This is a genomic window from Acinetobacter sp. ANC 7912 (genome assembly GCF_039862785.1).
GTDB classification, from domain to species: Bacteria; Pseudomonadota; Gammaproteobacteria; order Pseudomonadales; family Moraxellaceae; genus Acinetobacter; species Acinetobacter thermotolerans.
In genome coordinates this window covers 779,686-801,201 of the sequence record NZ_CP156795.1, presented here as the reverse complement: position 1 = coordinate 801,201, position 21,516 = coordinate 779,686, and the positions used below count along the sequence as shown (strand labels likewise).

Genomic DNA, 21,516 nt, shown 5'->3' with positions numbered 1-21,516 from the left:
GATGCTCCTTATCATGTCAAATCATTTTCAAAATAAGTACCGCGACGACCGCGTAAAGTAATATCGAAACGATAACAACGGCTGTCAGCCTCGATAAAGTTACTCTTATCTTCACGTGCAATCAGGGCACGGCGTTGTTCTTCAGATGGGATAGTTCTTAAAATTGGACACGTATCAATTAAAGTGTCGCCTTCAAAATAAAACTGAGAAATCAGACGTTGTGCCCATCCATCTGCAATTACTGAGAAGTGGATATGCGCTGGACGCCATTCATTGATACGGTTACGCCATGGGTATGGACCTGGTTTAATGGTACGGAAAATAAAGAAACCATTTTCATCCGTCAGCATTCGACCACATCCACCAAAGTTTGGATCTACTGAACCGATATACTGATCATTTGGGTGACGATATCGACCCGATGCATTTGCCTGCCAAACTTCAATCAGTGCATTTTTCACAGGGCGGCCAAACTGATCACGCAAATAGCCGTGAACAATGACACGCTCACCGATTGGTAAACCATCTTTGGCATAGTTTAAAATCAGATCGTTGTCTTTTGGACCTAATAGTTCTGAGGTGAAATGTGGCGCAGTGACTTCTGTCAGTGTTTGTGCTACGGAAATGAGTGCATTTTTTGGTGAGCGTAAAACACTGGTTTTATAACCCGGTGCATATGCTGGTGGATGGTCATCTGTATTACGTTGCGCATAGGCGCCTAGTTGATTCTGAAACATGAATCTCTCCTTGTTCAATTTGTTAACATCGTCCGTTATTTAATTTTTTCTGGTGAAATTCCCAGTTCAGCAAAGACCTCTTCTGCCATATGCATGGCGGCATTTGCGGCTGGCAAACCAGCATATAAAGATGAATGCAGGAAAAGTTCCTTGAGATCATTTTTCGTCACACCGTTGTTAAAGCAGGCACGAATATGCATGCGTAGTTCGGCTTCTCGACCCAAGGCCAGTAAAATCGCAATAGTCACCAAGCTACGTGTATGGCGCGGCATACCTGGCCGAGACCAGACCTCTCCCCAAGCAAAACGACTAATGAAATTCTGAAAGTCTTCATTAAAATCATTCAGGTTTTCCAGTGAGCGCCCAACATGTGCTTCCCCCAATACAGAAGTCCGCACTTCAATTCCCTGTTTGTAACGTTCTTCATCATTCATGATAAATACACTCTTAAGGATTTATTTGGCGGTACGAACATGTCTGAGGAACATCTTCATACCATTATGGTTTTTTTCAATAAAATCAGTGCTTCGCAATAAAAGCTGAAAGTACTTGGTTAAATTGCACTGGCTGTTCAATATTGGATAAATGCGATGCTTCTACTATCGCAATTTCACATTGTGGAATACGCTCTTGCATCAATTTGCCATCAGCCACTGTTGTTACCGGATCAAGACCACCACACAGTGCCAGACAAGGCACCTGAATATTTGAGATCTCTTCACGCAGGTCTGCAGCTGCAAGCGCCCTACAAGAGGCTGCATACCCTTTCGGCTCTGTCACCGACAAACTTTGAATGGTTTTTTGCGCGATGGCATCGTGAATATAATCAAACTTGTCACTAAACCAGCGGGTATGGGTTGTGCTGACAATATTTGCCAAACCATCAGCTTCTACTGTAGTCGCACGAGATAACCAAGCTGCTTCTTGACCTATTTTTGCCGCAGAATTCGCAATAGTGATACTTAAAAAGCGTTCGGGTGCAATGAGTCCGAGTTGCAAGCCAGTAATTCCCCCCATAGAAATTCCACAGAAATGTGCCTTTTCAACTTGGAAGTGATCGAGAATATCCAGTACATCATTGGCCAGGTCTGTAAGGGAGGTATTTTCAATAACAGAACTCTTGCCATGACCCCGCGTGTCATAACAGATCACATAATAGTGCTGAGAAAATTCGGCCACCTGTGACTGCCACATGCCATGATCTGTGCCTAATGAATTTGAAAAAATAATGGCTGGATGTGCTGCATCCCCAAAGGAATAAACTGCTAATTGCTGGCCATTACGATTATTAATAAGTGTCATGATGGCTATCTTCCTTGTACATGTTGCAATACCGCATCAATCTGCTGCTGGGTATTTCCTAAATAATTCTGTGGATTAAAAATCTGTTCGAGCTGCTGGACATTAAAAATAGCTGTAATTTCTGGATTTTCTTTTACGATATCCAATAAATGGCGATGTTCCGCAACAGCCTGTTTACATGCTGCTTCAACCAGATGATGAGCATTTAAACGCCCCAACTCAGGCGCGAGCGACATCATCAGTGCCTCTGCCATAATCAAACCTTGAGTACATTCCAAGTTACGAAGCATATTGTCTGTCTGTACATCCAGCCCCTCAAAAACTTCAGTCGCGCGTTGCAGGCTACCTGCACATAACTGAAAAATTTCTGGTATTGCCAGCCATTCAGCATGCCATGCCCCTAAACTGCGTTCATGTTCCTGCACAAGACTTTGGTAAATACTGGACATGAGTGTTGGAACACGATTTGCTGCGGCCAGAATGGAAGCTGCTGCAACAGGATTACGCTTGTGCGGCATAGTCGATGAACCACCACGACCTGCACCACTTGGCTCAAATACTTCTGCGATTTCAGTCTGCATCATCAGGGACCAATCACGGGCCATTTTTCCGAGGTTGCCGGCAATAGTGGCGAGCACATGTGCAATTTCGACAAAGCGATCACGTTCACCATGCCAAGTACAGGCGGGTTCATTCAGATTCAGCTCTGCTGCAAAAGTCTGCACGACCACACTGCCCTGATCCAGCAAAGAAGCCAAGGTACCTACTGCTCCACCTAACTGAACTGTTAAAACGTTCTGCTTCAGTTGCTGTACACGATCCAGATCACGCTGCAAGCTTGACATCCAGCGAGCAGTTTTATGCCCAAATGTCAGTGGTAAACCCTGCTGTAACCAGGTACGCCCAATCATGACTTGATCACGATATTTTTGAGTTAATGCAGTAGTCGCGTTTATAGCTTTTTGTAGTTGTTGTTCTATGACAGTGAGTGCTGCTCGGCACTGCAGCATACATGCGGTATCAATGATGTCCTGACTAGTCGCTCCCCAATGTACATATCGGGAAGCTTCTTCATCTACAGCCTTAACTGCAGCTGTAAACTGCTTTACTAGAGGAATGGCAATATTGCCTGCCAGCCCTGACGCTTTTGCCAAAGCAGCAAAATCAATAATATCTTCTACAGAGCGCTGGGCGACATTCACAATTTTTTCTGCAGCCTCAGAGGGAATCACACCGACTTTTGCTTGTGCTCGAGCCAATGCTGCTTCTGTCTCCAGCATATATTTCACCAAAGTAACATCGCTAAAAATGCCTGTTACTTCTGGCTGGTAAAATAAGCTTGCATATAACTGACTCATCAAATCTTCCCTCTTCACTTTGTTTTTTATATGAACTCACATTCTGCTTGAACATGAGCTCGTTATTGTCTTAAACACGTTCAATAATCAGCGCGATACCTTGACCCACACCGATACACATAGAGCAAAGGGCATATTTTCCACCAGTCTGTTCCAGCTGGTTCAAGGCAGTGGTCACCAGACGCCCCCCGGAAGCACCGAGTGGATGGCCAATTGCAATGGCCCCACCATTCGGGTTGACATGCGCAGCATCATCTGGAAGACCTAGGTCACGGGTAACAGCCAGTGCCTGTGCGGCAAAAGCTTCATTCAGCTCAATGACATCCATCTGGTCTAGCGTCAAGCCGGTCTGAGCTAGCAGCTTTTTGATCGCCGGTGCCGGACCAAAGCCCATAATGCGGGGTTCTACACCGACAACCGTTGAACCAATAATCTTGGCACGTGCTTTTAGGCCATATTCAGCAACAGCTTCATCAGATGCAATTAATAATGCCGCTGCACCATCGTTAATGCCAGAAGCATTACCCGCAGTCACCGTACCATCCGCTTTTACGACTGGTTTTAGCTTAATTAATCCTTCCAGTGTTGTAGATGCACGTGGATGTTCATCAGTATCAACTACAACCGGTTCGCCTTTACGCTGAGGAATGACCACGGGCACGATTTCATGTTTAAAGAAATCTCTGGCTTGTGCCGCTGCAGTACGTTGCTGGCTGGTCAGGGCAAACTTGTCTTGATCTTCACGGTTGATATTGAATTGTGCTGCCACGTTTTCAGCAGTTTCCGGCATGGTTTCCACACCATACAGTTCTTTCAGTTTCGGGTTGATAAAACGCCAGCCCATGGTGGTGTCTTCAACCTTTTGTGTACGGCCATAAGCCGTTTCGGCTTTGCCCATCACAAATGGGGCGCGTGACATGGATTCCACACCACCCGCTACAATCAGATTCGCTTCACCGGCTTTAATGGCACGTGCCGCAATCGCTACCGCATCCAGGGAGGATCCGCACAGACGGTTAATCGTGGTTGCCGGTACCTGATAAGGCACACCAGCAAGCAGAGCGGACATACGACCCACGTTGCGGTTATCTTCACCAGCCTGGTTGGCACAGCCGTAAATCACATCATCAACTTTTTCCCAGTTGATACTTAGGTTACGCTCCATCAGGGCCTTAATCGGAATCGCACCCAGGTCATCGGCACGAACAGGTGCCAGTCCACCGGCATAGCGACCAAATGGGGTACGGATGGCATCGATGATATATGCGTTTTTCATTGTTTCTATTTCCAGTCCTCTAATCCCTCCCGACCTCCCTTTGATAAAGGGAGGAGAGCTTCCGGCATATATTTTCGAAAGTCCCCCTTTGAAAAAAGGGGGATTTAGAGGGATTTAATTTTCCTTTATTACTTAACCTTGTGTCGCATTAATCAATGTTGCACCCGTCATCGACTGCAATTCTTCAAATGACAGACCTTCAACTTTTTCAATCACTTTCATGCCTTCAGCAGTGACATCAATTACACACAGGTCGGTATAGATGCGGTCTACACATTTCAGGCCAGTGGCCGGATAAGTCAGTTCAGCCACGATCTTTGGTTCACCTTTTTTAGTGACATGATCGGTAGTGATAAAGACTTTCTTGGCACCGACGGCCAGATCCATCGCGCCACCGACTGCAGGAATCGCATCCGGTGCACCGGTATGCCAATTAGCCAGGTCACCATTGGCAGCGACCTGGAAAGCACCGAGTACCGCAATGTCCAGGTGACCACCACGCATCATGGCGAAAGAATCGCCATGGTGGAAAAAGGCACCGCCGGTCAGCATGGTCACAAATTCTTTACCGGCATTGATCAGTTCAGGATCTTCTTCACCTTTGGCAGGTGGCGGACCGAAAGCCAGCAAGCCATTTTCAGAATGTAGGAAAACATCCTTGTCTGCAGGAAGATAGCTGGCAATCTTGGTCGGCAAGCCAATACCAAGGTTAACATAGGCACCATCAGGAATGTCCTGGGCAACACGTTCAGCAATCTGGTCACGGGTCAGTTTGATATAGCTCATGATTTTGCTCCTGAATTACTGTACCGGTTGTACTTGGACAACGTGTTGGACAAAGATGCCCGGGGTAATGATGTGTTCTGGATCCAGCTCACCGAGTTCAACCACTTCAGCGACCTGGGCAATAGTCACATCTGCCGCCATCGCCATGATTGGACCAAAGTTACGTGCCGATTTACGGTAAACCAGATTGCCCCAGCGATCGCCTTTATGCGCTTTGATCAGAGCAAAGTCAGCTTTAATTGGATTTTCTAAAACGTAATCTTTGCCTTCATAATTCAAGGTCGGTTTGCCCTCTGCCAGCAAGGTACCAAAACCAGTCGGAGTGTAGATTGGACCAAGTCCCATACCGGCAGCCTGAATACGGCAGGCCAGGTTGCCCTGAGGCACCAGTTCCAATTCGATCTTGCCGGCACGGTACAGCTCGTCAAAGACCCAGGAGTCTGACTGGCGCGGGAAAGAGCAGATGATTTTACGTACTGCACCGGTCTTCAGCAGTTTCGCCAGACCATAGTCGCCATTGCCGGCATTGTTATTAACGATCACCAGATCTTTCACACCCAGCTCAATCAGACCATCAATCAGTTCAGCAGGCTGACCTGCAGTACCAAAACCACCGATCATGATGGTTGATCCGTCCTTGATTTGTGAAAGTGCTTCAACCAGTGAAGCAGAACTTTTATCGATCATCAAACAACTCCGTTTGTTCCCAGTACATACAAAATATTTTGGAAAATCCGCGATACTGGCGAAATCATTCTGGACGGAGAATGGAATTCCAACCAATATCGTTAGGATTCTGCACTGCTTATTCTTGTTAAAATTAGTTCAATCTACTACGGGAAAAAGATAGTTTTGTGCGATATACAAATATTATGTTCGATGATCGTACAATAACTTTATAAATCACGTATTATTAGAGAGAGTTACTGAAGCTTTTCTCAAAAACAATTGGAATAAGAAAAGGATTTATGATGTCAGGAAATAAAGAATCTCGCACACAATGGATTCAAAATATTGAAAATAAAAAATTAATCCGTCATGAAGACTTTGTAGCGGGCATCAGTAAGGGACTCGCCATTTTAGATTGCTTTGCAAATGACCGGCACCGTTTGAATGTCACAATGGCTGCAGAGAAAACTGGTCTGACTCGTGCAGCAGCTCGTCGTCATTTACTGACACTAGAATATTTAGGTTATTTAGAATTTGATGGCCACTATTATTATTTAACCCCTAAAGTCCTGAAATTTTCAGGTGCTTATTTGAGTGGAGCCCAGTTACCTAAAATCGCTCAACCTTTATTGAATTTATTAACCCAGCAAACTTCCCTGATCTATTCGGTGATGGTTTTAGACGGCTTTGAAGCAATTACCATTGCCCGTAGTGCGGCACACCAGCAAACAGATCGAGTGAATCCTTATGGATTACACCTAGGTAACCGTCTGCCGGCACATGCGACTTCTGCCGGAAAAATTTTATTGAGTTTCTTAAATCCAGAAGCCCAATCAGAGTGGCTGGACAAATATCCGCTTAAATCTCTTACTAAATATACTTATACGGATAATACAGAATTTTTAAAATTATTGAGTTTAGTAAGAGCGAATGAATTTTGTTATTCAGCAGAAGAACATGAGCTAGGCGTACATGCTCTTGCGGTTCCTATTTATAATTATCGTTCTGATGTGATTGCTGCCTTGAATATCGTGTCACCTACTGGACGTACGAGCAAAGAATATCTTCTGCAACATATCCTCCCCTTACTTCAAGAGACAGCAAGAGAATTCCGCCAACTGCTATAAAAAACATCTCTTTCAAATACTTATATAAAAACACATATCAGATAAATCAAATTCCTGATATGTGCTTTATATCTGTCATCTACAAAACGTAGAACATTTTATTGACTGAAAAGGTTTAACTTGCCTTTTGCAAAGGCAAACCTACGTAGTTTTCAGCTAATGTCGTCTGACCAGCTTTAGACCCCAGGATATAACTGAGCTCTGCCTGTTTAATTTTGTGTTCAAACTCTGTTTCTGTTTCAAAACGATGAAGTAGATGTGTCATCCACCATGAGAAGCGTTCCGCTTTCCAGACACGTTTTAAACAGTTTTCTGAATAGCTTTCAATTCCCTGTATAGAACCAGTCTGATAGTACTCTATTAACGCTTGAGACAAGTAAGCAATATCAGAAGCAGCCAGGTTCAGGCCTTTAGCACCTGTAGGCGGTACTATATGTGCAGCATCACCTGCCAGGAACAAATTTCCAAAACGCATTGGCTCAGTGACAAAACTACGCAGCGGTGCAATACTTTTTTCAATCGATGGACCGGTAACTAATTTCTCTCGGCTTTCAGGATCCAAACGATTTTTCAATTCTTCCCAAAATTGTTCATCTGACCAGTTTTCAACTTTGTCAGTCAATGGCACTTGCAGATAATAACGGCTGCGTGTAGTCGAACGCATACTGCATAATGCAAAACCACGTTCAGACTGTACATAGATCAACTCATCTGCGACTGGAGGCACATCTGCCAATACACCGAGCCAGCCGAATGGATAAACTTTTTCAAAAGTTTTAATTTTGTCTTCGGGCACGCTTGCACGGCATACTCCATGATAACCGTCACAACCAGCAATAAACTCACAGTTTACGGTCACTTCGCGACCCTGATGTTCAAAAGTAACCGAAGGATTTTCAGTATAAAAGTCATGCACCTGAACATTTGCAGCTTCATAAAATGAAGTCAGTTCTGCTTCTGTACGTGCTTTCATCAAGTCTTTAGTCACTTCAGTTTGACCATAAACTGTCACTTGTTTTCCACCTGTTAAAGCGGTTAGATCAACACGGTGTTTTTCACCATTGGTGAGAATTTCAATTCCTTGATGCGGAAGGCCCTTTTCCTTAAGTTGGGCATCGACCCCTGCTTCTGTCAGCAAATCTACAGAAACCTGTTCCAAGATCCCAGCGCGAATACGCCTTGCAACGTATTCAGCACTACGCTGTTCAATCAGAATATGATCTATACTTGCTTTATGAAGTAACTGTCCCAATAGTAAACCGGCAGGGCCAGAGCCAATAATTGCAACTTTGGTATTTAAAATTTCCATATGCTCGCCTTTTAAAATCATCATCCTTTTTTAAAAATTAAGTAATTTTTGAAACGCTCGCTAGACTTTAGCCTTAATCCCTACCGAAATAGATGACTTTTGTCCGATGATCGGACAAGATATATAAGGGTTATAGGAATAAAGAGAATATAAATGCGTAATGAATTGATTTTAAATAAAAATAACAATGAAACCATTCAATATGATGATTATATTGCGGGCCTTGCGAAGGGGCTAAACCTGCTAGAATGCTTTAATACTGAACGGCAAAAGCTGAATATCACTCAAATTTCTGAACGTACTGGACTCAGCCGTACTGCGGCTCGACGCTATGTCCGTACACTGAAATATCTGGGATATCTAGATACGGATGAACATTTTTACTGGCTTACTCACAAAGTATTGCGTTTTAGTAGTGCCTATCTCAGCTCAGCTTACTTACCCAAAGTCGCCCAACCTTTGCTGAATCTCTTAAGCATCAAAACGGCCTTAAGCTTTTCTGTGGTTGTATTAGATGAACATGAAGTAGTTCCTGTCGCAAGAAGTATTCCCCAACAAGCTGAAAGCAATAAAATTAATCCTCTTGGGATTCATTTAGGTAATCGTTTACCTGCTTATGCAACGTCTACAGGTAAAATTTTACTTTCCCGGCTCTGCCTTGAAGCACAAAAACAGTGGTTGGAAAAGTACCCCCTTAAACGTTTAACCCCATATACGATTACAGAAGCCAATGTCTTTTTAGAAACTTTAGAAAAGATTAATCATTTTGATTATTGTATTTCTATAGAAGAACATGAACTTGGTGTCATCGCTATCGCCGTGCCGATTTTAAATATGCAAGGTGACACGGTAGCTGCTCTGAATTGTATTGGATCAAGTGCACGGATACAGGAGAACTATCTTATTCAGAATATTCTTCCTCTTCTAAAACAGACTGCCCACGATTTACGCACTATACTTTGATTTTTATATGAATTTTAAAGTATTTAAGATTCATGTTATGCATAATTTTGAAATAAGCAGAATTATCTTCAAGAAAAAATACACTTTTCAATATTTTTTAATTCCTAGTGTTTTAATCAATTTTTCAGTATCTCTAGGCCTTAAATGGATCCATTTAATATAAAAAAACAATAAGTTTATATATTACACCCTTGCTTTTGGATCCAATAATGATACATTTTGCACATCGCAGTGAGGCTGCTTAATTATGCAGCAGCAGAATATGGACGGGTTCTGATCTGCGATGAACACTTCAAACATTACTAGGATGACACCTTTTTGCCAGGAATAAGCAAGAATTTTAATTGAACAATAATATTATTTTCTTGCATTTCACCCAGCTTCAGGTGTCTGATTCCATGGAGAAAGTAAATGGTTCAGAACCCTCGTGAGGAAATGAATAACAAAGCCATGAATGGTTATCAGTGGTTTGTTATTATCATTTGTATTCTTTTGAATGTCATCGATGGTTTCGATGTTTTAGTGATGGCATTTACTGCCTCATCAGTTTCAGCAGAATGGAGTCTATCAGGTTCACAATTAGGTATGCTGCTCAGCGCAGGCCTTTTTGGTATGGGAGCAGGTTCCTTATTCTTGGCACCTTGGGCCGATAAAATTGGTCGCCGCCCACTGATCTTACTATGCCTGTTAATCTGTGGTGTAAGTATGATCGCTTCCTCAATTGTACAAAATGCAACTCAACTTGGCATTTTACGTTTTATTACGGGTCTCGGTATCGGTGGTATTTTAGCAAGCAGTAATGTTATTGCGAGTGAATATGCATCTTCACGCTGGAGAAGTTTAGCTGTAAGTCTTCAATCCACAGGTTATGCAATTGGCGCGACGATTGGCGGTATGATTGCCATTGCGCTGATTAGTCATTTCGGCTGGCGCTCAGTTTTCCTTGCTGGTGGTTTAACCACCATGACCATGCTGTTCGTAGCATTTTTCACTTTACCAGAATCTTTAGATTATCTATTAGTTAAACAACCGAAAAATGCATTAGAGCGTATTAACACGCTTTGCCAACGAATTGGTCTTTCTCGTCTTTCACAACTACCTGAGGTGTTGATCCCGTCAGCCCAGCCTAAAATAGGAATTGCGAAACTATTTAGTGCAGGCCTAGGCTTACAAACTATTTTCCTATGGCTTAGCTTTTTCTGCGTAATGTTCGGCTTCTACTTCGTGATGAGCTGGACACCAAAAATCCTGTCAGCAAATGGTATGACCACTGAACAAGGGGTTACTGCTGGTGTTTTAATCAGTGCTGGAGGAATGTTTGGTGCAGCACTGATTGGCCTAATTAGTGCACGTATCCGTGTTTTCTATGTGCAAGCTGCTTTTCTAGCACTCACTGCTGCATTAATTCTATTGTTTGTAAACAGTACTGGCACCTTAACTCTTGCCTTCATCCTGTCTGTACTTTTAGGTGTCTTATCAAATGGCTGCGTGGCTGGCTTATATGCAATGTCACCATCTATTTATGAGGCAGATGTACGCGCGACAGGCGTAGGATCGGCAATTGGTTTCGGTCGTATTGGTGGAATCTTGTCTCCACTGGTTGCTGGTACATTCTTAGATACCGGTATCTCTTCTCTAACTTTATATGGTTATTATGCTGGCGCATTTATTCTCGCCATCATTACTGTTCTTTCTTTATCCAAATTACAAGCAAAACATACAGCTCAATTGAACTTCCAAAATTCAGCTGTGAGCTCATAACACAATTTAGGTCACCATGAGCTAGACATGAAGTCTAGCTCTCAAAATACCAGGGATAACTTCATGAGATTTTCTCCACTCTTTTTAGGGCTAGTTGCGGCTGCGACATTACAGACCGGTCATGCAAATAATTTCATCGATGACTCAAATGTCACTTTAACTGCACGTAACTATTTTTTTGACCGTGATTATAAACAGGGCGATTCCTTTCCAGCTGCACGCGACTGGGCTCAAGGTTTTATTTTTAAGGCAAATTCAGGCTACACCCCGGGTGTTATTGGGTTCGGCCTAGATTTACAAGCATTTGCCGGTTTTAACTTATTAGGTGATAGTACCGATGGTTATGCTGCTTCAGGCTTGTTACCAGTAGGCAAAGATTTAAAACGTACAGACCAGTACGGTGAAGTTCGCTGGACTGCTAAAGCAAAAATACAGGACTCTACTTTACATGTCGGGACTTTAACTCCGATGTTCCCTGTACTTTTTTCTAGTCCGGCTCGTTTATTTCAACAAAACTATCGCGGGGCTCATCTCCAATTTAATGAGATAGACAATTTAAAGCTTCATGCCCTATATACAGATCGAGTGAATCAGCGCGACTCAACCAACTTTGAAAAAATTCGTCTTGGTAATACCAATAGCAGATTTGATCAGGCAGCAGAATCTTCTGGTTTACATATGCTAGGAGCTGACTATAAAGTTAATGACCAAATTAACACCCAAGTCTATCATGCTGATTTACATGATGTATTTCAGCAAAATTTCCTTGGTGTCAAAACCAAGCATGACGTAGGTATTGGTAACTTACTTAGCGATATCCGTTTATTTGTAAGCAATGATAGCGGTGAAGCATTAGCAGGTGATATCGAAAATCAGCATCTAAGCGGACTTATAGGGCTTCAACGTGGCAATCAGACATTTAGTATTGGCTATATGCAATCCTTTGGTGACACAGCCATGCCTACACTGGCCGGAACAGAACCTGCAGTCATGCTGGATTGTATGAGTGCTGACTTTACCAATAAGGATGAAAAAGTCTATCACGTTCGTTATGACTATGATTTCAAAGACACTCCTTTGAATGGTCTAAAATTTATGACCCGTTATAGCAAAGGTGTTGACATAGACTTGCCACAATTCGGTCGTGACGATTTTGAACAAGATGCATGGGATGTTGATTTGAGTTATCGAGTACCAACCGGCACATTAGAAGGTTTAGGTGTTCGCACGCGCTTTACTCATTATCGTAATGAGATGCCTGCAACAGGAATGGCCTTCCGTTCAGACAATGAAACCCGTGTAAATATTGATTATACGTGGAAATTTAAATAAGGCTCATTCTTTTAAATTATCCAGTAATTACAAATATTGTTTCCAAATATAAAAATGAGGTCTGCATTGACCTCATTTTCTTTTATATTGCTATTTATTGGTACTGTTCTTCATTTTCCAATCGCCGCCTCAATTGCTGCTACATCAATTTTCTTCATGGTCATCATGGTCTCAAAGACCCGTTTGGCCACTGCGCGATCGGTACTGGTATAGCCTTCAATTAAAACCTTCGGAGTAATCTGCCAGGACACTCCCCATTTATCTTTACACCAGCCGCATTCACTTTCTTGTCCGCCATTATTAACAATGGCGTTCCAATAACGGTCAGTTTCTTCCTGATCTTCTGTGGCAATCTGAAAGGAAAAGGCTTCATTGTGTTTGAATACAGGACCGCCATTCAGCCCGATACAAGGAATACCCAGCACGGTAAAATCGACGGTGATCACATCACCTTCTTTTCCTGAGGGATAGTCAGTCGCTGCATGATGGATGGCATCAATGAATGAATCGGGAAAAACTTCGGCATAAAAGCGTGCCGCTTCTTCAGCATCATGATCGTACCAAAGACAGACGGTATTCTTGGCAATATTCATGCTCTTACCTCACGGCAGAAATTATAGAATCAACCTGTTAACAGTGTTTGTCTATAGATCAAACAAGATGGTTCATACAGGCTCTTGATATAAGTTTATGGTCTTCTCCTTATAGCGAGAGTCCTATTTCTTTATTGTAGTTTTATTCATCAAATTGTAAGACTGAATGTTTTTCGCTAAGAATATTTATACTTGATCATTAAATAACAATTTAAATTTATACGCTATGTTCCCAATGTTTTATCCTCTAATCCCTACTTTTCATATAGGCAAACCCTGATCCTAGACAGTATCGTGGACAATCGATCCCTCTAAACTTTTAATATATTTCTGTTCAAAGGCTTCTGGACTTAACCAACCGTTTGCAGAATGCCTTCTGACCCGATTGTAATAAATCTCAATATAGTCAAACAAGACCGCATTCGCCTCTTTTCGAGTGACAAACACACTGCCATGCACCACATGGCCTTTCAATGTATGAAAGAAGCTTTCAGTCACGGCATTATCCCATGAGCAGTATACTGCGCAAGGCCGCGTCTAGACATACTTTGAATACAATCATTTGTCAGCAAGAGTGCTCTAAAATCACGACTACAGTACTGACTGCCTTGGTCCGAATGAACCATAACACCTGTTGGATAGCCCTGACGAGCCATTGAATAATGAAACGCATCACACACCAATTGGCGGTCTATTCGATGGCTGGTTTGCCATCCCACGATACGACGACTAAATAGATCCAGCATCACACATAAATACAGCCAACCTTGCTTGGTACGGATATAGGTAATATCCGTTGTCCAAACCTTGTTAGGCTGCATGACTGTAAATTGGCGATCTAACAAGTTTGGTGCTGTAGGCAAACGATGCTTTGAATCAGTCGTATGCTTGTATTTACGTGCAATCTTGCTCCGTAGACCAAGTTTTTTAGCATTCTTCCAACGGTTCGTTCGCTCATGGTGTACCCTAAATCATGCATGTCATGTACTAATGAAGGTGCACCCAATCGTGCATGATGCTGCCAATATACGGCTTTTAAATCATTATATTTCTGCGCTGGATTGGCCTGGCGTTTTCGCCAGGCATAATAGCCTGAAGTGCTGACACCCAGGCATTTACAGGCAGAAGATACAGTGACTTCATTCACATCCAGATCTTGAATTACCGTGTACTTTTCTTGGCATGATCTGTCAGAAAGTACACATGCGCTTTTTTTAAGATGTCATTGGCTTCCCTGAGCTGTTTGACTTCTTTCTCTAATTCTAAAATCCGCTGTTGTTCTGGTGAAAGTTGGCGTTTGCTTGAACCCGCCGGATTGATTTCACGAATCCATTTATCCAATGTTGAATAACCAACACCTAATTTCTGGGCGATTGCAGCTAAAGATTCGTGCGAGTTTGAAAGTGCATAATCAATTGCTTGCTGTTTAAATTCAGGACTTGAGCAGCATTGCTGCGCAAGATAGCCATTTCTTGAATCTCCAAAGATTAAAGTTACCTTATCTTTAGAGGGACGTGCTGTCCATTATTTTGGCTAGGATCACCCTATTCGACTTAAGTCGTAACAGACAACAGTGATTCGCCCAAGAATTGATTAAATTTAGTTTTTTGATAGTTTTTTTTGATATTTCTAAGATAAGGAAAATAGCTGGAATGACTCAATCAGATTAACCTTTATGATTAAAAATCACACAATCCACTACAAGAGCTCAAAAATCTGCACCGAATTTCTGCCTACATCTGTTCACATTCAGTTCACGATAAAGTTACTCTCCAGCCAGTGCCTGAATTACACAAGCTTCTATAGCTAATCGCATGAGATAGCCTCACAAACCAGCAAACCCTCCCTTCTCAATGATCCTATCGTGTAAATGAATGTTTGATAAAAAAATTGGTCTTTTATATCAGATCAAGCTAAATGTCATGGGTTTACATTGAACCCAGAATTTTATTGCGCAGAGTCAAACAATACGAACTAAAGAAACTTGTCTTTACTAATACCTCACACCTTCCATTTTTCATTATATAACTTTTAAAATTAATTACTTAAATCAATATGATTTGTTTTTTCCTGAGTAAAAAACTTAGCTATACCTATTTTTCAAAGATTCTTAATAAAGTGCATGACTTCCACAATGATAATCCAAATATAGAGTCGATATCATTTTATAAAATCAACCATTCGGTTAAATAAAATTTAATATATTTACCCAAAATATAACAACCATTAAAAAATACAACTATTTTAGTTGGAATTAATTAAATTAAAAAATTTAATTAAAATAAAATCACACATTATAATCACTACTGTTTTAGTCAGAATTATTTCCAAAAAATAATTTAAAATATTTTTAAGATTAAAAAATATTTATAGTAAGCATATGTTTTATTTAACTTATTTTAGATTCAAAATATTTATTAAACACAACCATTTTAGTAGGATTTATTCCAAATTTAGCTAAATTAAAATATACAAAAATAATTAAAATAAAATTATAATTTCGAGTAATTTAATAGGAATTAATCCCTCTAAAATTAATCAATAAAACTTATCAATTAAAATAAAAAAATATTTCATTAAAATAATTCAAAATACCATCATCGTTGAAAAGTTGAGTCTACTACTTTGTGCCAAGACTGGTCACAGGAGAACTTTTCATGAGTGGAAAAATTGATGTGCGCGAAATCGACGCTTTGGTCGATGCACAAAATGGACGTATTACACCAGCAATTTATACTGATTCTGCCCTTTACGAATTAGAACTTGAACGTGTCTTCGGTCGTACCTGGCTGTTCCTTTGCCATGAAAGCCAAATTCCTAAGGCTGGCGACTTCTTCAATACTTATATGGGCGAAGACCCAATTATTGTGGCACGTCAAAAAGACGGCTCAATCAAAGCCTTCTTAAACCAATGCCGTCACCGTGCAATGCGTGTCAGCTTCGCAGACTGTGGTAATACCCGTGCATTCACTTGCCCATACCACGGCTGGTCATACGGTATTGATGGTTCTCTGAAAGACATCCCGCTTGAAGATCGCGCTTATCCACACGGTGCCTGCAAACAGGAATGGGGCCTGCTTGAAGTTACCCGTGTGAAATCTTACAAAGGCCTGGTATTCGGCTGCTGGGATGAAACTACGCCTGATCTAGAAGAATACATGGGTGACATGGCCTGGTACCTGGATGGTGTACTTGATCGTCGTCCTGGCGGTACCGTGATCGTGGGTGGCGTACACAAATGGGAAATCGAGTGTAACTGGAAATTTGCAGCTGAACAGTTCGCATCTGACCAATACCATGCCCTGTTCTCACACGCATCTGCAGTACAAGTACTCGGTGCTAAACCAGATGATAACTCCACCAAAACCTTAGGTGCTGCGCAAACTGCTCGTCCAGTGTGGGAAACTGCCAAAGACGCGATCCAGTTCGGTTCCAAAGGTCACGGTTCAGGCTTCTTCTTCACGGAAAAACCGGACGCAAACGTATGGGTAGATGGTGAAGTAGCAAATTACTTCCGTGAAACATATGAAGAAGTCAAAGAGCGTCTGGGTGAAGTTCGTGCACTACGTCTTGCAGGTCACAACACCATGTTCCCAACTCTGTCATGGCTGAATGGTACAGCGACCCTTCGTGTATGGCATCCACGTGGTCCGAATAAAACTGAAGTTTGGGCATTCTGTATCTGTGATGCTGAAGCACCGCAAGAAGTGAAAGATGCCTTTGAACGTTCTGCAACTCGTGCCTTCGGTCCTGCCGGCTTCTTGGAGCAGGATGACTCTGAAAACTGGGTAGAAATCCAAAAGGTACTTCGCGGTTATAAAGCACGTCAAAACAAACTCATTGTAGAAATGGGTAAAGGCAGCGAAAAAGTGCGTGAAGACGGCGTACCTGGTATTACCAGCTATATTTTCTCAGAAACAGCAGCACGTGGTTTCTATCGCCGTTGGGCAGACCTGCTGATTCATAAAGACTGGGAAGATGTAGAAAAAGCAACTGAAGCATACGAGAAGGAGCTTGTGAAATGAGTCAAGTAAGTCTGGAACTTCATCATCAAATTAGCCAATTCCTATATCGTGAAGCGAAGCTGCTTGACGACTGGAAATTCCGCGAATGGTTAGACCTGTTAGCAGAAGATATTTCTTATGTGCTACGTACCACACCAAACGCGCAAACCCGTGACCGTCGTCGTTCAGTTGAACCACCGACAACCTGGGTATTTAACGATAATAAATTCCTGCTCGAGCGTCGTGTGGCTCGTCTGGAAACGGGTATGGCTTGGGCTGAAGAACCTCCATCACGTACCACTCACATGGTGAGCAACGTGATTGTTGAGCCAACTGAAGTGAAAGGCGAATACGATGTCTACGTCACTTACCTGCTCTATCGTTCGCAAAAAGAGAAGGATATTACGATTTACTGCGGTAAACGTCATGACAAGATCCGTAAGGTTGAAGGCGGCCTAGGCTTTCAGATCTTTGATCGTAAGATCACGTTGGATCAAGTGACTTATACCTCACATAACCTGAGTGTATTCTTCTAATAAATAAGTTTTTGTTCATCGGGTTGCGGCTTGGGGATACGCGGTTGATGGCAACCACGTACCGCTTCCCGGGATGAACAAAACTTGAGTCTGAGTAAAAACAGACTGATGGCAGCCTGTTCTTCGGCTGCCTTCCTTTTAAGGAGTCTCTTATGGCGATTAAACTGATTTGTGCATCGCATAGCCCATTAATGGAATTTGCTTCACCACAAGAACAACGCAAAGAGCAAGTCGTTCGTGATGCCTTTGCCAAACTTGCAGCTGAAGTCAAAGCCTATGACCCTACCTTAATCATTACCTTTGGCCCTGACCATTTCAATGGTTTCTTCTATGACCTGATGCCAAGTTTCTGTGTGGGAATTCGTGCTAAAGCAGCAGGTGACTGGGATTATGGTAAAGATAATGACCACCTGAATGTGCCTCAAGACACCGCGCTGGCGCTAGTTCGCCGTGTCCTGGATGAAGGTGTAGATGTTGCGTATTCTTATCGCATGCAAGCGGATCACGGCGTAACTCAGCCATTGCACTTCCTGTGTGAAGGTCAACTGGATCGTTATCCAACCATTCCGATTTTTATCAACGGTGCTGCAGCACCTATGCCAACCACCAAACGCACCATCGCTTTAGGTCGTGCTGTAGGTCAGTTCATCAAATCTTTAAATCTTGAAAATGAGCGTATCCTTGTTTTAGGTACAGGTGGTCTTTCACACGATCCACCAACACCTCAAATGGGTTCTGTACCACCAGAAGTGGAAGAGTTCCTGATTGCAGGTCGTAACCCGACTCCGGAAGCACGTAATAAACGTCAAGCCAATGTCATTTCTGTCGGTCAGCGTCTGGCTGCTGGAGACAAGAGTGTTTCTGTACCGCTTAGTCCTGAATGGGATCTGGCATTACTGGAAAAATTCAAAAATGCTGACTTCGCTGCACTGGAAGCCATGAATGAAGCTGAAATTCGCCGTGACGGGGGTCGTGGTGGTCAGGAGGTTCGTGCGTGGATGGCCGCTTTTGCTGCATTGAGCGAATTTGGCGAGTATGAAATGACTACCCATTGTTATGAAGATATCAGTGAATGGATTGCAGGCTTTGGTATCGTCTCTGCCGAACTAAAAGCCTAAACAGATAAGCAACATCAAAACCATGGAACACAATAGCATAAAAATCTCGTGCTAAAGCAAATAGACTTAAACTTTTAATATGGTGATGATGATGTTTATAAGCAACTATGTCTTATGACTGATCATATCAACTCATAAAAAAAATATAGCTAAAATAAAAGCCCTAAATCTTTTGGTTTAGAGCTTTTGTTTTGGCAGGCAGTATGCTTTAGTTTAATAAATTTATACCAAATATTCGCATCTAAGTTGGTACCAGTTACTGTATTTCAATTATTAGTTAAAATACACCACTGGCACTAACTCATACAAAAAATTAGATCCGTCCTAAGCAATCTCCTAATTTTTCTAAAAGCTCATCTGCATGCGACTGAGTAAATACGAGTGGTGGTCGGATTTTCAGGACATTGTCATACGGTCCCATCGTACTGACCAAAATGCCTTGATCTTTCAAGTCATTTACCAGTTGCTTGGTTTCTTGAATCGCCGGTGTCTTTAATTGATTGTCTGTAACCATTTCAAAGCCGATCCACAGCCCTACGCCACGCACATCATCAATTAAACTGTATTGCTGTGCATAATGACGAAGCCCAGCACGGATATAGTCTCCAACTTGGGTAGCATTAGTGAGCAGGTTTTGCTCGTCAAAAATATCCAGCACAGCATTTGCTGCTGCAGCAGCTACTTGTGCCCCAGCAAAAGTATTGAAATAGAAATTCTTTCGTCTAAATTGATCAAACAGTTCTGCATGCGCCACAACAGCCGCAATCGGATAACCATTACCCATCGGTTTGCCCATAGTGACGATATCTGGCACAAAGCCCATCTGTTCGTGGCCCCACATTTGCCCAGTACGGCCGAATCCAGCTTGAACTTCATCAGCAATTACCAAGCCCCCTTCTGCATGAACCAGATCGGTGACTTTTTGCAGCAGAGTAGCAGGTACATCCGGTAAACCCTCATTAGCAAAGACAGAACAGAAAATAATCCCAGCAAAGCTCACACCACTCTGTTTAAATGCATCAATCTGCATTTGCACTTGTTCAAGATAAGCATTAATCAAGGCTTCACCAGTTAAACCATTCAGGGGGCGATAGGTTTCCGGGAATGGAATCATACGAACATCATCATAATTGTATCGATCCTGTTGTGCCTTAAAGAGTGGCGACACACGATCCACAGCAGCCGTATTACCATGATAGGCATAAGTCGAACAGATGATTCCCTCAGCACCTGTCACCTGGCGCACGATACGTAATGCCTGATCATTGGCTTCTGAACCGGAACAAGTAAAAATAATTTGATCAAAACCCGCCTTAAAGGTTGTCAGTAAGCGCTCACCGTAACTGACGATATTGTCACTTAAATAACGGCTATGTACATTTAGTACCTGTGCCTGTTCATAAATCGCTTGCACCACCTGAGGATTACAATGCCCCACAACGGGAATATTATTATAACAATCTAAATAAGGCCGACCTTCCGCATCATAGAGATAAACTCCCTCACCTTTCACCAAATGCAGCGGTTGTTGGTAAAATAATGGCGATTGTCCCATGACACGTTTACGACGCATTAATAGAGAAGTATTAAGATCTTGATGTACCGAACTATTCATAACTTATGCGCCTTTTTTATATAAATTTTGATAATCAAACACTTGGTTAGCCAGATATTGTTTGGCAAATTCCACGGTATCAACCGTGTACTGCACGCCCATTTCATGTGCTAGCTCGGTGCCTGGATGAGAACCCGCCCAGCCCATAATCACCAGACGTCTTAACAACATAAATACTGGAATCTCAACCAGATCAGCATCCGACAGTGGTGCAACCTGGAAATAACCTTGTAACCATGAATGAATAATTTCATCACGCTGTTCATGCAGCTCTAAAAAGGTCATGGACGATGCCAGGTCATACAAATACCAGCCAAAGCCACAGTCATCAAAATCGAGGATTTTGGTTTTACCTTCATGTACAAACAAGTTCGCCGTTCTAAAATCTGAATGAATCAGGCCATAGCGTTCATTGGATTTGCCATAACGGCGTAACCGTTTTTCCATATGTGCTGCAGCTTTTTCCACGATCTCGATACCTGACACATGGGCGGCAAAACCAGCCTTCCAATGTCCCCAATTCGGTTTAGCACCAAAAGCACCTTCGAGATCCCAATGCAGGCGCTCAAAATAATCCGGTCTTTGCCATTGCTTGGCATGCACATGCAATTTGGCAGTCATCGCACCTAATTGATTAAAGGCAGCGACCAAGTCTTCAGATTCTGGATGTTTGCCTTCAATAAAATGGAACAGCGCCATAGTACGTTTGCTATTGGTTTTTGGTTCATGCACAAACTGCAAAACATCACCATCACATCCCTCAATGGCCAGCGGAGTTTCAATCCCGGTATCTTCGCGCAGCGCTTTCATCCAGGCCAACTCGGAGCGAATCCCATTTTCGGTATGATAGTCAGGACGATTGACCCGCAATACCCATTTTTGTCCTTCATCTGCCACGAGGAAGGTGGCATTTTCAGAGTAACTCAGCAGTTTCAGCGATGCCTCTGGACGAATATTCCATCGCGGTAAAGCTTGGCGAATGAGTGTTTCTAAATAATCAACCGGTTCTAATTGAATCATGATCTCACCC

Annotated in this window: 18 protein-coding genes and 1 pseudogene; 7 read left to right on the top strand and 12 right to left on the bottom strand. The window is 42.5% G+C overall.

Annotated features, from left to right (window positions below; translation table 11 throughout):
* Window positions 1-11: 11 nt before the first annotated feature.
* The 7 genes from pcaH to ABEF84_RS04000 all read right to left on the bottom strand — a co-directional run bounded on the left by pcaH (window position 12) and on the right by ABEF84_RS04000 (window position 6,146).
* Window positions 12-737 (bottom strand): protocatechuate 3,4-dioxygenase subunit beta, encoded by a 726-nt coding sequence (pcaH, locus tag ABEF84_RS04030; protein WP_347455567.1) that lies wholly within the window; start codon window positions 735-737, stop codon window positions 12-14.
* A 35-nt stretch (window positions 738-772) separates the two neighbouring features.
* Window positions 773-1,171 (bottom strand): 4-carboxymuconolactone decarboxylase, encoded by a 399-nt coding sequence (gene pcaC / locus ABEF84_RS04025; RefSeq protein WP_347455566.1) that lies wholly within the window; start codon window positions 1,169-1,171, stop codon window positions 773-775.
* A gap of 85 nt (window positions 1,172-1,256) precedes the next feature.
* A complete protein-coding gene (locus ABEF84_RS04020) occupies window positions 1,257-2,039 on the bottom strand; it encodes an alpha/beta fold hydrolase (protein WP_404798869.1) in 783 nt (260 codons plus the stop codon).
* Between the two features lie 5 nt (window positions 2,040-2,044).
* Window positions 2,045-3,397 (bottom strand): 3-carboxy-cis,cis-muconate cycloisomerase, encoded by a 1,353-nt coding sequence (pcaB, locus tag ABEF84_RS04015; RefSeq protein WP_347455565.1) that lies wholly within the window; start codon window positions 3,395-3,397, stop codon window positions 2,045-2,047.
* Window positions 3,398-3,467: 70 nt separating this feature from the next.
* On the bottom strand, window positions 3,468-4,673 hold the full coding sequence (gene pcaF / locus ABEF84_RS04010) for a 3-oxoadipyl-CoA thiolase (RefSeq protein ID WP_347455564.1): 1,206 nt from the start codon (window positions 4,671-4,673) through the stop codon (window positions 3,468-3,470).
* Between the two features lie 132 nt (window positions 4,674-4,805).
* Complete coding sequence (locus tag ABEF84_RS04005) at window positions 4,806-5,459, bottom strand: 3-oxoacid CoA-transferase subunit B (RefSeq protein ID WP_347455563.1); 654 nt, start codon at window positions 5,457-5,459, stop codon at window positions 4,806-4,808.
* Window positions 5,460-5,474: 15 nt separating this feature from the next.
* Window positions 5,475-6,146, bottom strand: coding sequence for a 3-oxoacid CoA-transferase subunit A (locus ABEF84_RS04000; protein ID WP_347455562.1), 672 nt, complete (start codon window positions 6,144-6,146; stop codon window positions 5,475-5,477).
* Window positions 6,147-6,430: 284 nt separating this feature from the next.
* Here ABEF84_RS04000 and pcaU point away from each other — a divergent pair, with 284 nt between their 5' ends.
* Window positions 6,431-7,255: an IclR family transcriptional regulator PcaU gene (gene pcaU, locus ABEF84_RS03995; RefSeq protein WP_347455787.1), complete on the top strand. Its 825-nt coding sequence runs from the start codon at window positions 6,431-6,433 to the stop codon at window positions 7,253-7,255.
* Between the two features lie 115 nt (window positions 7,256-7,370).
* Here pcaU and pobA read toward each other — a convergent pair whose 3' ends face one another.
* Complete coding sequence (gene pobA, locus ABEF84_RS03990) at window positions 7,371-8,564, bottom strand: 4-hydroxybenzoate 3-monooxygenase (protein ID WP_347455561.1); 1,194 nt, start codon at window positions 8,562-8,564, stop codon at window positions 7,371-7,373.
* A 153-nt stretch (window positions 8,565-8,717) separates the two neighbouring features.
* Between pobA and ABEF84_RS03985 the strand changes: the two genes are divergently transcribed.
* From ABEF84_RS03985 to ABEF84_RS03975, 3 genes are all read left to right on the top strand, one after another.
* Window positions 8,718-9,527 carry an IclR family transcriptional regulator C-terminal domain-containing protein gene (locus ABEF84_RS03985; RefSeq protein ID WP_347455560.1) on the top strand — a complete coding sequence of 270 codons (810 nt, stop codon included), beginning with the start codon at window positions 8,718-8,720 and terminating at the stop codon, window positions 9,525-9,527.
* A gap of 411 nt (window positions 9,528-9,938) precedes the next feature.
* The gene (locus ABEF84_RS03980; RefSeq protein WP_347455559.1) at window positions 9,939-11,288 is read left to right on the top strand and encodes an MFS transporter; all 1,350 of its coding nucleotides are present in this window, start codon (window positions 9,939-9,941) and stop codon (window positions 11,286-11,288) included.
* 63 nt (window positions 11,289-11,351) lie between these two features.
* Window positions 11,352-12,620: an OprD family outer membrane porin gene (locus ABEF84_RS03975; protein WP_347456348.1), complete on the top strand. Its 1,269-nt coding sequence runs from the start codon at window positions 11,352-11,354 to the stop codon at window positions 12,618-12,620.
* Window positions 12,621-12,730: 110 nt separating this feature from the next.
* Here the strand turns inward: ABEF84_RS03975 and ABEF84_RS03970 are convergent, their stop codons facing one another.
* The gene (locus tag ABEF84_RS03970; RefSeq protein WP_347456221.1) at window positions 12,731-13,213 is read right to left on the bottom strand and encodes a VOC family protein; all 483 of its coding nucleotides are present in this window, start codon (window positions 13,211-13,213) and stop codon (window positions 12,731-12,733) included.
* Window positions 13,214-13,495: 282 nt separating this feature from the next.
* Window positions 13,496-14,701: pseudogene (locus tag ABEF84_RS03965) on the bottom strand (IS3 family transposase).
* 1,169 nt (window positions 14,702-15,870) lie between these two features.
* On the opposite strand from ABEF84_RS03965, the gene hcaE reads away from it, so the two are divergent.
* The 3 genes from hcaE (at window position 15,871) to ABEF84_RS03950 (ending at window position 18,871) form a co-directional block, all read left to right on the top strand.
* Window positions 15,871-17,238, top strand: coding sequence for a 3-phenylpropionate/cinnamic acid dioxygenase subunit alpha (hcaE, locus tag ABEF84_RS03960; protein ID WP_347456220.1), 1,368 nt, complete (start codon window positions 15,871-15,873; stop codon window positions 17,236-17,238).
* Window positions 17,235-17,753 (top strand): 3-phenylpropionate/cinnamic acid dioxygenase subunit beta, encoded by a 519-nt coding sequence (gene hcaF / locus ABEF84_RS03955; RefSeq protein ID WP_347455556.1) that lies wholly within the window; start codon window positions 17,235-17,237, stop codon window positions 17,751-17,753. Before hcaE ends, hcaF begins: the two co-directional genes overlap by 4 nt.
* A 152-nt stretch (window positions 17,754-17,905) precedes the next feature.
* A complete protein-coding gene (locus tag ABEF84_RS03950; RefSeq protein WP_347455555.1) occupies window positions 17,906-18,871 on the top strand; it encodes a 3-carboxyethylcatechol 2,3-dioxygenase in 966 nt (321 codons plus the stop codon).
* A 313-nt stretch (window positions 18,872-19,184) separates the two neighbouring features.
* Here ABEF84_RS03950 and ABEF84_RS03945 read toward each other — a convergent pair whose 3' ends face one another.
* Together ABEF84_RS03945 and ABEF84_RS03940 are read right to left on the bottom strand one after the other, a co-directional pair.
* Window positions 19,185-20,486 (bottom strand): aspartate aminotransferase family protein, encoded by a 1,302-nt coding sequence (locus tag ABEF84_RS03945; RefSeq protein WP_347455554.1) that lies wholly within the window; start codon window positions 20,484-20,486, stop codon window positions 19,185-19,187.
* 3 nt (window positions 20,487-20,489) lie between these two features.
* Window positions 20,490-21,506, bottom strand: coding sequence for a phosphotransferase (locus tag ABEF84_RS03940; RefSeq protein ID WP_347455553.1), 1,017 nt, complete (start codon window positions 21,504-21,506; stop codon window positions 20,490-20,492).
* Window positions 21,507-21,516: the final 10 nt, after the last annotated feature.